9 protein-coding genes are annotated in these 12,332 nt (G+C 37.5%); all 9 read right to left on the bottom strand.

Annotated elements, in window-relative coordinates; all coding sequences use genetic code 11:
* Positions 1 to 62: 62 nt before the first annotated feature.
* Positions 63 to 1,340: a histidinol dehydrogenase gene (gene hisD / locus CU633_RS02710; protein ID WP_101658196.1), complete on the bottom strand. Its 1,278-nt coding sequence runs from the start codon at positions 1,338 to 1,340 to the stop codon at positions 63 to 65.
* A gap of 42 nt (positions 1,341 to 1,382) precedes the next feature.
* The gene (locus tag CU633_RS02705) at positions 1,383 to 2,609 is read right to left on the bottom strand and encodes an ester cyclase (protein ID WP_257958433.1); all 1,227 of its coding nucleotides are present in this window, start codon (positions 2,607 to 2,609) and stop codon (positions 1,383 to 1,385) included.
* Positions 2,610 to 2,658: 49 nt separating this feature from the next.
* Positions 2,659 to 3,555 carry a carbohydrate ABC transporter permease gene (locus CU633_RS02700; RefSeq protein ID WP_257958432.1) on the bottom strand — a complete coding sequence of 299 codons (897 nt, stop codon included), beginning with the start codon at positions 3,553 to 3,555 and terminating at the stop codon, positions 2,659 to 2,661.
* The gene (locus tag CU633_RS02695; RefSeq protein WP_101658194.1) at positions 3,555 to 4,433 is read right to left on the bottom strand and encodes a carbohydrate ABC transporter permease; all 879 of its coding nucleotides are present in this window, start codon (positions 4,431 to 4,433) and stop codon (positions 3,555 to 3,557) included. Before CU633_RS02695 ends, CU633_RS02700 begins: the two co-directional genes overlap by 1 nt.
* A gap of 151 nt (positions 4,434 to 4,584) precedes the next feature.
* Positions 4,585 to 5,943 (bottom strand): ABC transporter substrate-binding protein, encoded by a 1,359-nt coding sequence (locus CU633_RS02690; protein WP_101658193.1) that lies wholly within the window; start codon positions 5,941 to 5,943, stop codon positions 4,585 to 4,587.
* A 679-nt stretch (positions 5,944 to 6,622) separates the two neighbouring features.
* The gene (locus tag CU633_RS02685; RefSeq protein WP_101658192.1) at positions 6,623 to 7,999 is read right to left on the bottom strand and encodes an amidase; all 1,377 of its coding nucleotides are present in this window, start codon (positions 7,997 to 7,999) and stop codon (positions 6,623 to 6,625) included.
* A 1,109-nt stretch (positions 8,000 to 9,108) separates the two neighbouring features.
* Positions 9,109 to 9,849 (bottom strand): esterase family protein, encoded by a 741-nt coding sequence (locus CU633_RS02675; protein WP_101658190.1) that lies wholly within the window; start codon positions 9,847 to 9,849, stop codon positions 9,109 to 9,111.
* Positions 9,850 to 9,866: 17 nt separating this feature from the next.
* Positions 9,867 to 11,036, bottom strand: a complete 1,170-nt coding sequence (locus CU633_RS02670; protein ID WP_101658189.1) for an ATP-grasp domain-containing protein — start codon at positions 11,034 to 11,036, stop codon at positions 9,867 to 9,869.
* A 156-nt stretch (positions 11,037 to 11,192) separates the two neighbouring features.
* Positions 11,193 to 12,023, bottom strand: a complete 831-nt coding sequence (locus CU633_RS02665) for an alpha/beta hydrolase (RefSeq protein ID WP_101658188.1) — start codon at positions 12,021 to 12,023, stop codon at positions 11,193 to 11,195.
* Between the last annotated feature and the right edge of the window lie 309 nt (positions 12,024 to 12,332).

Genomic DNA, 12,332 nt, shown 5'->3' with positions numbered 1-12,332 from the left:
ATCAGCATTCACTTCTTGACTTGATGTAAAACGTTGTGAAGTTATATAGTAGTTACAAATTTTCACTTCGCAGTGGATAATTCATGATCGGTTAAACGAATGGCAGCCGATAGACGGTGGCCCTCAAGCCCCTCAATATCAGACTGTTTGGCTGCATGAGATGCTAAGTATTGAACACCTTCCCCGGTAATCTGTTGATGAGTAATTACCTTGACAAAGCTGCCGACCCACAGTCCTCCTGTATAACGTGCTGCTTTATTCGTTGGCAATGTGTGATTTGTTCCTGAAACCTTATCTGAAAATACGACCGAGCTGTCTGCATCAATGAAAAGAGACCCATAATTATGAAGACGATCCATTAGAAGTTTGCTATCTTTAATATGCAAATGAAGATGCTCAATCGCATAATCATTACAAATGTCGATCCCTTCTTGTAAAGACTCAGCGTAGATTACTTCTCCAAGATTTGACCATGACTCATGTGCTGGGGAAGCAGGTGAAAACATATGAAGTAATTGTTCAATCTCTATTAATGTTTGTTTTGCTAAATTTCGAGATGTTGTTACGAAAATTGCTCTGGCAAAAGGGTCATGTTCTGCTTGTGCCAAGAGGTCGGCAGCACACTTTTTGGGATCAGCCGAATCATCTGCAAAAACCATCACCTCGCTTGGTCCAGCAATAAGATCAATCCCAACTTTCCCAAAAACTTGGCGCTTAGCCTCTGCAACAAAGCGATTTCCTGGGCCGGCTATGATATCCACTTCAGGAACTGATTCCGTTCCATATGCCATGGCGGCAATAGCTTGCGCCCCGCCAATGGTATAAATATCGGTTGCACCAGATTTCACGAGACCATAAAGTACGGCAGGATGGATGCCTCCTTCGTAATTTGCCGGGCTGCAAGCTACAATTTTTTTAGCACCTGCAACTTTTGCCGGGGCAACAACCATTGGCCCAGAGGACAAAAGTGGAAACCGGCCGCCTGGTACATAGGCTCCCACTTTTTCAATTGGAATGATACGATGTCCCATTTCGATCCCTGGTCCGAACTCTCTTTCAAGTGGCATTAGACAATCCAGCTGCGCCTTGGAAAATGCCGAAATTCGTTCCACCACACGGTCAATCAATTCTTTTACTTCACTTGAGAGTGTATTCATACATCTATCAATTTCCGCATCACTTACTCTTAGTGGACGGTCCGAAAAACTAAAACGTTTTTCATATTCTTTTACACCAGCATCACCTTTGGATCTAACCGTGGAAATAATCTCTTTCACTATTTGCTCCACATCGTTAGAGAGTGTCTGTTCATAAGTTTGTGCTTGTTTCAGGTATTCCAAATTGCTACCTCCCTTATGTTTTTTTATCCCAATTTTTACTCTTTAAGAAACTCCGGTGAAATTCCCATCTTCGGTTTGAACACTTACTATTGTTTCCTTTTCTTCTGTATCAGGCAAATAAATTTGGCGCAATACTTCCATTCCATCAAATAAAAACCATTCTTCTGCAATTTTTTCATTTCTAATTTTGTAGTGATTAATTCCAAAGATATCAATTGGTTTTCCACTAGGTGCTCCAAAATAACCTGTTCCCTCATGGATCCCTTGTAATCTCCAGCGAACGGCAACATCCCAATCTTGTTCAGACTCTCTTTTGTTACAAGTAATTCGTTCAAGTACTAACTTTGCATTCGGTACAGAAGCAAATAAGCTAATAAACATACCTTGAATTTCGTTAACACCGACCAAGTCTCTGTTACAAACATAATGGACGACTGCTTTTTCTTCATAGAATTGCTTTACAAAGTTAAAAGAACGTCTCTCCCACACCTTGTTAAAAAGTTCCAGCATAAAATCCCCAATTTCAAACTCATCTGAAGCCGGGATGAAAAGCTTTGGCGGAAGTCCGGTCTCTGCCGTTTCTGGAAGGCCAAAATTTAATGCAGGGGCAAGCTTTTGAGTACCTTTTGCTACCTTTTTGGCCACCTCTACCGGGTCAAAGCCCAGCTGTTGAACGAGATGATACGTATCCATTACTAACCATTCTTCATATATCTTATTGGAGTGAATCAGACAGTCCGCAGTTGTTCTAAACATTATCTTCTTTCCAGTTGCCGGACCATAATAACTATCGCCTGTATTTGTCGCTACAGATCGACCTCGGTGTGAGGTGAAAAAGCCATCTTGATCATTGCCTGACCAAACGACACTCCACCCTAATCCTTTTCGATCCGGAAAAGCATGCAAAGTTTGCAGAGTACCGGAAATGACCTCATTTATCCCGTGGCTGTTAATTAATCCTTTGTGAATACTGACGCCAGTACTATAGGTATCATAGATCAAACCTATATCTTTCTCTTTCCAAATTTGACGGGTAATTTTAACAATATAATCGACAATATTGTTATACTTTTCATTAAAACCCCTCATGCTTTGTTTCTTCTGTTCACCTTTATTAATATTGATATAATCATAGTCATCCTTGGAATCAATTGGATTCACTTCACTGGAATCCGCATAAAAGATTAGGTTTCCCCGGCTCTTTGGTAAACTGTTTATTTCTTTTTTATAATTCACACTAGTTTCTTCTTTCGATAAAGTCTTCTCCATTTGCTGAACCATCCTTTTTTCAAAATTTCCTCAAATTAACTAACTTTTTTTATTTCACTCCACCTGAGGTCATACCTAAAATAAATTGTTTTCTAACAATCAGCATAAAAATAATCGTTGGTAAAACAAAAATAATTCCTGCTGCAGCCATTTGATTCCATAAAACTCCTTTTTCTCCATTAAAGAATGATAGTGCAATGGGTAAGGTAACTGCATTTTGATTTGTTAAAATTAAGGCAAACATAAATTCATTCCATGTTATAACAAAGCAAAAGACTGTAGCAGTAATGATACCCGGTTTTGCTAAAGGCAATAGGACATGCCATATGACCTGAAATCGATTAGCTCCATCAATTGTTGCTGCCTCTTCCATATCACGTGGAATTCTATCAATAAAGCCTTTGATAAGCCAAATAGCATATGGAATGGTATGGCCCAAGTTCACAATAATAAGCACAATAGTTGTGTCCAGCAATCCCCAATTCCTAAACATAATAAAGTATGGAATGACATTCACGATCAAAGGAATAAATTGTGTTGCTAAAATAGTAAACATAATAACTTGTTTTCCAGGGATTTTGAATCGAGAGAGACTGTAGGATGCGAGTATGCTTACTGGCATAGTGATAAGCAGTGTCACTACAGCGACAACGATACTGTTATAGTAATATTTTCCTAAATTAAATGTTGAACTAAAAACAGTCCGAAAATTGTCCAAAGTAGCTTGAAAGAAAACACTGGTTGTATAAACCTCTTGTTCTGGCTTAAATGCTGTTAAACCAATCCAAAAAATTGGAAGAAAAAGAAAAATGATAACCAGAATGACACCAATGCTTTCTAGAATAGAAGCAAAAGAAAACTTTTTGGATTTTTTGTTTACTAATAATGTTTCTCTCATGAGTCCTGATTTCTCTTCTTTTTTGCTCAAATCCAAAACACTACTCATTAATTCCAATCATCTCCTTTGACAAGCCTTCTCATGTAAATAATGACGAATCCAATGGTAATCATAGCTAAAATGTAGCCAAGTGCTGAAGCATATCCCATGTCAAAGAAGCGGAAGCCAGTTTTATAAATGAGGAAGTTTAGTACTTCAGTGGAACTTCCAGGTCCTCCACTGGTAAGTGTAACAACGGGGTCAAATGCCTTTAGAGAAAACATCGTCATTAAAATGGCAGCAATTAAAATAATTGGTCTTAACATTGGCAAAATAATGTGTATGAGAGTTCGAAAACGGGATGCACCATCCACTTGAGCTGCTTCAAATACTTCTCTCGGCATTCCCATTAACCCGCTGATGAACATCAGGCTCATAAAGGGAAGCCAAATCCAAACGACCACCGAAACAAGTGCTGCCATAGCAGATTGGGGAGTTCCTAGCCAAACTGTGTCTGCAAGAGCCGGAATAAAAAAATCTATAATTTTATCAATCAAACCATAATCGGAATTTAGCATAAAACGCCATGAATATCCGACTAAAGCTGCACTCATCGCAAAAGGAATAATTAATATAGCGCGGAGATAGGAAAGGAAACGTTTTTCTTTACTCAACAGGAGTGCAACCCCAATTCCAAGTGCAATGGTTATCAGAACCGTTAATCCCGAAAAAATGAGCGTAATGAAAACGCTATGCCAAAATTGAGAATCCGAAAAGGCACGAACATAATTATCAAGACCAATAAATGGCCCCATTTCAGCAGATACCTTTAAGTCCCAATTGTGCAGACTGATCCAAAACGATCTCATCAGAGGATAGATGGTCGTCGCTAATATAAGAATGAGAGCTGGAGCTAGCAGTATGTATTTAAAAACATTATTCTTCAATGAAAGTCCCTCCTAAGTAGTAGGGTTATAGGAAACATGATTGTGACATTTACACCCATTTTATTACTCTCCTTATCTTCAGAGGTTTAGAAGGTTGAAGCACCCCGTAAACCTCTTTAATGATAAGGTCATTCCATAATCATTTTAAAGTTCACTTATAGTACCCAGCTTTATCCAAAAGCTCTTCAACCTGCTCTGCAGCTTTTTTAAGATTTGGCTCAACTGGTTCACCTGTTGCCATCTTCGAGATGGCAGAGCTTAAAATATCCGCTACTTGAGGCCATTCCTTGATTTTTGGTAGAGCACGGGAATTATTAAAATTATCTGCTGCTACATTATAAAAACCATCACTAAGATCATTAAGTTCTTTATTTCGCAGGTTTTCAGTCTGGGTGATTACTGTAGATTGAACTTCACCAGGAACCTCATTCTTTAAAGTCTTTAAAACAATATCCAGTTCTTCCTCAGGTTCTGCAATCCACTTAAGAACTTCCCAAGCTGCATCCTTATTTTTGGATCCCTTCATCATACCCAATGGGAAAGAGGAAACGTTTGCTTTACTTTCTTTGCCTTCCCATCCTGGAACAGGCGAAAACCCTACATTTCCAGCAACTTCCTTCGCCGCTGTCTCACTACTATTAAATTCAGAGAAAACCCACCACCAGCCTAACCACATGGCTGCTTTGCCTTGTTTAAAGAATGTACGGGAATCTTGTTCTCCAAAGGTGACTGAACCTGGCGGGGCCACCTTGTCTTTTACAAGAAGATCGATATAGCGCTGCGTTGCCTCTATGCCTTCTTTGGATGCAAATATTGGTTTCATCTCTTTATCAAAGATGTCTCCGCCATTACTCCATAAATAGGCAGTCCACATAAACAGGTTTTGCCCATTATTCCCTGCACCATAATATGGGACGATACCAGATAACTCGGTGTTTTCAGTAATTTTTTTACTTACTTCCTCTAATTCTGACCAAGTGGCAGGAGGTTTAAGATTCAATTTTTCAAAGACATCTTTACGATAAAATAGCATTTGAACGTGAGCTCTTACTGGCAAGCTCTGCAGCTTACCATCAAATGTAGATAAATCAATCGCTGCATCTGGCCAACGGCCTAAGTCAATTTTGTCCCTTTTAACATACTCATCAAGTGGTTCCAGGAACTGTGATATGGAAGAACCCATCGAATCAAGATGGACTACCAAATCATAGGCACCGCCATTTGCAATTCCATCTGTTGTAATATCTTCCAATAGATTTTCATATGGGGTTTCAATAAATTCTACTTTGATGCCTGTTTTTTCAGTAAAATCCTTGGATCTTTCTTTCCAGGCGTTAAATTGTCCAACACCGCCAGCTGAAAGCAACACTTTTACCGTCTTCCCCTTCAGGGAATCTTCACTAGATTCTTTTTCTCCGCTAGTTGAATTTGAATTACTACAGCCAGCAATCAAAATGGTTACAATCAGAATGAAAACGGTGATAAAACGAAATCCATTTCTTATACTCATTTGCATGTTCCTTTCTTTTCTTTTTAGATTAATGATGTTTAGGTAAGTATTTCCTTAAATACTAAAAATTTACTTTTGTGAAGATTAAAACATATTTTGCTTACTGTTTTAGCTTTACTTAGAGCATCTAAAGAGTTGCTCATCATTTGACCAGACATACAAAAAACGACTGAATTTTAAAAATGGTTACATTACTGGATTTTTGTCTAATACATACTTGATGGGTAAACTGGAAGTAATAATTTGTGTAATTTGAAGGAAGGTCGTGTAGTATCTGTGGTGATGGTGGTTTTAAAGTGTATTTAGTTGAATTTTTATAAATTGATACCCTTGCTAAAGATAATTGAATACGCATTCATTGAATTGATTATAAGAAATCGCTTGAATCCGCATTCAATCAAGAACAAATTTTTATTTGAATCCGCATTCAATCACAATTAGTTTTCTGCATACATGCATTGAAGCTGCATTTACAAGAATAACATCTCTTCAAACATATTTAGCTTTCTTTCACCAAACAAAATAAGCTGCTAGCTAGCATTGAATACGCATTCCTTATAGGCACCATATTAAACTTGAAAACTACCTATGTCAATACTGAATATTCAAAAAAATTTAAATATTTTACTTTCTTTTTTCAATATCAATTACATAATAATTTTGTTAATCCTTTTTCGTCTTAACTTCTCACAATTTCTTCTCTTTTTTTATAGAATTCCAATAAGGAAGCTTGTTCATATGAATACGCAGTCTTTATTAACAGATCCTCTCTGTATTGGTTTGCTATTAATTGCAGACCAATTGGAATGGATTCATTTTTAAATAAGCCACAAGGAATGGACAGCGCAGGATGACCCGTGATATTAAATAAACAGGTGAACCGGATTAAGCATTCATCAACAGATTCCATCTCACCACCCAACATTAACTCATCTAGACCTATGTCCGTCGGAAGTACAGGTATTGTTGGGGTAACAAGAATATCTACAAACTCAAAAAGACTCGTTATTTCTCTCGTCATTTGCACACGTTTGTTTAAACTTTCAATGTAAGCATGGGCAGAAATCGATTTACTCTTATCAAATGTTTTTTTAGCTCCTTCACTATATTGACATAACGATGACTTGATTAAATCACTATGGACATACCCAACCTCTGAAGTAGCAATAACATGAGCTACATCTCGAGGGTCTTCAACATAAGGTATATCAATTTCTATGAGAATAGCTCCTAAGTTCTCTAATGTTCTTAAAGCTTCATTGTAAAATTTTGTAACATTAATATCCATCCATTCATTAAAGTACTGCCTAGGCACCCCAATTCTCATTCCTCTTATGTCACGAATACAATTTTTTTCGAAGGGTTTCTTCGTAATCGCCTCCATCATAATAGCTAAATCCTCAACATTTCGAGCAATTGGACCAGCATGATCAAGTGTATTAGATAAAGGAATGCCGTTCATATTAATTAGATCATGTGTTGGTTTTAGTCCAACAACACCGCAGCACGAGGAAGGGACTCGAATGGATCCTGCTGTATCCGTTCCGATGGACCCCATGCAAAGATTAGCTGCAACGGCAACCGCTGAACCACCACTGGAACCACCAGCTGTAACACTAGCATTCCAAGGATTTTTAATATCGCCGAAAAAGGGATTTTTTGAGGTAATACCAAATCCAAATTCATACATATTGGTTTTTCCAATGTTTACGGCACCTTCTGTTTGCAGCATCTTGACAACATGTGCATTGCTTTCTGGAATTCGATTTTTATGAATAGGAGAGCCGCTAGTTGTTAATATTCCTTTTGTGTCAATACTATCCTTGTATGAGATAGGAATCCCCTCAAGAACACCTATATCCTCACCTGCCAATATTTTCTTTTCAGACCTAACCGCTTGCTGGAAACCCTTTTCTTCATTAATCGTAATAAATGCATTTAGTTTTGGGTTAAGAGTTTTTGTTTGTTTTACATATTCTTCGAAAATCTCCACAGGAGAAAATTCTTTAACCTTATACCCGTTGATGATTTCCCGAATTGACTTGTTCAATAACATACTGGTCCCCCTTTAGTAAAATGTTTGTTTTCTGTTTAAATACAAGAATCATCCTCCAACGGCATTTTCTTTTTCAATTCCATTCTGTAAATAAATTTATTCTATATCAATCCAAAACATCCTTTATTTTCTGTAAATATTAATGATGATATTCCAATCATCGAAATGAGTTACTATTTTAAAATAAAGATGGACTCAAAATTAAAACCCAATTTCAAATAATTCTTCTAAATCCAGCTTTTGAATTTTTTCTCTAAGATTCCGAAAAATAAGAAATCGTTTTTTTTACTACTTAATTGATTTTTAGCTTAAGTTCTTCCGTGTGAAATTTGGACGCTTAGATGTGTAAAGATCAGTATCAAGACTTGATGTGCTCATTGTTCGGCTCGATGCCTTCCCAACATTGTATTTTCTTACTTTCTTTTGTTTTTCTACCATAATTCACATTGCACTCCCTTTCATCGGTCTAAAATCTATGAATCCGACGTGGATGCGTGCGGTCTACGGAACGGTCAACAACGGTCTCGGGCATCGGTCTCCCTTGGTCTACCAAAAAAAACCAAAAACCGAAAAAACCAAAAAACCGCACGAGTGAATAAATCACAGTACGGTTTAAAATGCGATTATATTAACATTTGGCGGGACTGCGTGGGAATCGAACCCACCTGACCTGGCACGCAGGTCACAAGCGGTTTTGAAGTTTGCTGGCATCTGTTTTTCTGGTATCTTTTTGTACTCAAAAGTACTGATAAATCTGGGTTTCTTGCTCTCTAGTGTTTTCTTGTGATTTGTAATTTTAAAAATTTGGGCACCAAGCATGGCACCACATGCAGCACAAACAGTTTTGTTCTCCCTAAGTTATGATGGCTCGATATCTTTTGAACACCATCAAGAACTAACCTTACATTAAAATACCCGATTGGAGGCATCAGCCCAGTTAATAATAGACTGAAGTAATCAGTTAATTACAGTTTTGCAACACGCCTGCAACAACCGTATTCTTCGGTACATCCTTCGTGACAACTTCTCCTGTTCTCTCGAAAGCGTTAAACCATGCAATTGACTAAAAAGTACCAGCGACTCAACTGTACTGATGTTTGTTTGACATTTTAATAAAGTAATTTCCCTAAATAATACGGCATTTGGCGCCGCCACCAAATCCAATCATGCGAAACATCTTCACCCCACTCATCAAACCATGCTGGAATTTGTTTTTCTTCAAAGGCTTCTTTTAATGTAAAGTATGAATGCAGCCCATCCTGTTCCCAATCACCCAGCCCGGTACAAATAATGATTTTTGCTGAACGATATCGATCAATAAACCAGCCGTCATTTTGATTCCATATGTAATCACTCGGTGAATTTTCGTATACAAGCGGATCATTTCCATAGTTCCCAAAAAAGAAACGCACATCGTAAACACCGCTAAGTGCAACGGTTGTTTGGAAGACATCGGGATGTCTCAAGAAAAAGTTCAACGCATGGTATGCCCCCATACTACACCCCGTTGTCATCATTGGATCAAACCAACCTGTTTTATGTTTAATAAATGGAATAGCTTCTGAAATCACATAACGGTCATATGCTTCATGAGCTAATGCACGGTCATGTGCCGGTTTAGAGTCGTGCAGCCAACTTTCGCTATCTATACTAGCCAATGTAAAAAACTGAACTTTTCCGGATTCAATGAAATCATGACACACATCAATCATTCCAAAATCATAGTATTCCGTATGCGTCCCCCCAGATGAAGGAAAAACTACGATTGGCATGCCACTGTGTCCATATCTGTTCAACAGCATTTCACATCCTAATTCGCCACTCCAATGGCTTAAATGTTCTATATGCATAGAAAAATCTCCTATCCCTAATTTTTTCGTTCATGTACAAAACGGATAATGTCCTCGACTTCTTCCTGCGAATCTGCATTAATCGCATAAAATTGATTTCCTTGGAGTTCCGCAAACGCATCTGGAATGCGCTGTGCAAACTTCACACGATCGCCAAATCGCTCATAAATGGCATACTTATCATGTTTATACTCATACGCATCACGCTGTGTTACACCGACACAAAACTGGTTTTCTGCATCGGGCTCCTTAAATTCGCCTCCTGTCATAAGAGAAGCATACTGAACAAATAAATCAATGGAGTAAGCGAAATTGTACATTTCAATCGTATAGCCGCCAGCCAAGCGATTATTGTATTCAAGTGCAACATAATCCCCATTTTCCAATTTAAAAAACTCAATATGGAAAAAGCGTTCTTTCATGCCAAAAGCTCTCACGATCGCCTTTCCATACGTTTCGAGCTTAGGATCAATTTCTTTTTGAATCACATAAGCCATATCCAACTGACCTTTAACGAGTTCCAGAGTTGGCACATTATATATAAAGCTTGTTTGGAAAACAATGTTCCCTTTCTGATCCACTAAACCATCAAATGTACAAAGCACGCCTCCTTCGACAAATGGTTCTAAGAAGTACACTTGTGCTTCTCCCCATTCTTCTTCAAAAAGACGTACAGCCTCTTCTGAATCTAATTTAAAGGTTGCAGCTGATCCCACTCCATTATCCGGTTTAGCGATAACTGGCAGTCCTAATTCATCAATGGCTTTAGATAACTCCTTTTTAGTTTTAACGATTCTTCCTTCTACAACGGGCACATCTGCTTTTTTAAACAGCTTTTTCATTTCAGATTTATACTTAACTTTTTTCAAGTCATCCGTTTTATTGCCGTACACGTTAAATTGCTCACGCAACTGAGCATCAAGTTCCAGCCAGTGCTCGTTATTGGATTCAATGCGGTCAATTGGACCATGTTTATAAAATAAAAAAGCAACAGCACGTTTCACTTCATCTACATCTTCTAAATTATTCACACGATAATATTCGGTTAAGGAGTTAAGTAATTCGGAACCTAATTGGTTATATGGCTCTTCGCCAATTCCTAAAACATTGACACCTGCTTCTTTTAAACGATGAGCAAATGCCTGAAAATTACCTGGATAATATGGCGATATCAAAATATAATTCATAAAAAAGGCTCCTTTCTCAGAATCAAAGAATCATAGTTTTTACAAATGATACAATCATTTAAATTTCAAATCAATTTAAATTCGAAAATATTCAAAAAAAAGAGTGGGAGATTCCTTCCACACTCAAATTCAATCAAATATAATTATTCAGTTTATTCAAGACCACTTCTCACTTAAGAAACGTAAACATTCTGGTAAGTGTTTTGCCCAAGCTTTTTCATTATGTTCTTCATCCGCAAATATATTTAAATGAATGCTATCAATTGGAACAGATCCTTTTATTAGTTGTTTATAATACTTAAGCGAGCCATCGATATATACCTGCTTCATATTGCCATACAACAATTGTCGATCGGCATCATCGCCTTCCTGAGTCCCAACTTGAATGTACACGCGTTGTTCAGGATCCAACTCTTTTCTTGCAATATAACTGTCAAAGGCCTTACTTGTAATCCAATTGGCTAAAGAAAAAATACCTAAACCACCAATTTGATCTTTATATTCACTACCCATAAAAGCGGAAATATTTCCTCCAAGTGAACTGCCAATCATCGCTGTATGATATTTATCCGATTTAGTTCTGTAATGCTTATCGATAAACGGCTTCACAACTGTCATTACAAACTCAGCAAACTCCGCGCCTCTTCCGCCTAGTTCAATATCTTCAGGAAGTGGGCTTTCAGTAATTCTCCAAGGCGTATATTCATTAATTCGATCTTGTCCAGCGTTATCTATCCCAACAACAATCATCCTAGGTAAATCAGGATTTTGTTTAATTGCCGGAAAAACTTTCCATGAATACCCGCTATAAGATTCACTACTGTAGAAAACATTTTGTCCATCATGCATATAGACCACTGGATAATTTTCAGCCTCATCTTTATCATAATTTTTCGGCAATAAAACACGCACGCGACGTTTTTCATTTTTATAAGACATATCTAATTGATGTGTTTCTAGTTTTAAATAAAAATAGGATTCGTTCATTTTTCCTTCATCACTCCTTGGATATTACATTAAATATACTAATCAATATCTTGAAAATTAACTGAATGTTAGGCACGTAATTGACTGTTAATTGCCCATTGTTAATACCAAGTGCTATTAACCCATCCTGTTTTCCTATTGTCAGCCAAACACCACTGATATTATCTCTCGCTTTTGGTACTTCTGAAGATGTTGAATTTAAGATTTTTCTTTATTTTAACATTTCTAGTTCAACTAATCTTCCCATTAGCCATCCATGAAGCGCAAAAATCAGCGCTTCACCACAGAGAATGAAAATGGTTGCGAACC

Origin of the sequence: Bacillus sp. V3-13 (assembly GCF_002860165.1) — a bacterium.
GTDB lineage: Bacteria > Bacillota > Bacilli > Bacillales > Cytobacillaceae > Bacillus_BJ.
The sequence above is the reverse complement of the archived record's forward strand: the minus strand, read 5'-3'. Positions and strand labels throughout refer to the sequence as shown.

What these genes read in the sequence shown, in the direction of transcription:
- CU633_RS02705 (WP_257958433.1), bottom strand. Translation starts at nt 2,609, where the DNA reads ATGGAGAAGACTTTATCGAAAGAAGAAACTAGTGTGAATTATAAAAAA.
- CU633_RS02700 (WP_257958432.1), bottom strand. Translation starts at nt 3,555, where the DNA reads ATGAGTAGTGTTTTGGATTTGAGCAAAAAAGAAGAGAAATCAGGACTC.
- CU633_RS02690 (WP_101658193.1), bottom strand. Translation starts at nt 5,943, where the DNA reads ATGAGTATAAGAAATGGATTTCGTTTTATCACCGTTTTCATTCTGATT.
- CU633_RS02685 (WP_101658192.1), bottom strand. Translation starts at nt 7,999, where the DNA reads ATGTTATTGAACAAGTCAATTCGGGAAATCATCAACGGGTATAAGGTT.
- CU633_RS02675 (WP_101658190.1), bottom strand. Translation starts at nt 9,849, where the DNA reads ATGCATATAGAACATTTAAGCCATTGGAGTGGCGAATTAGGATGTGAA.
- CU633_RS02670 (WP_101658189.1), bottom strand. Translation starts at nt 11,036, where the DNA reads ATGAATTATATTTTGATATCGCCATATTATCCAGGTAATTTTCAGGCA.
- CU633_RS02665 (WP_101658188.1), bottom strand. Translation starts at nt 12,023, where the DNA reads ATGAACGAATCCTATTTTTATTTAAAACTAGAAACACATCAATTAGAT.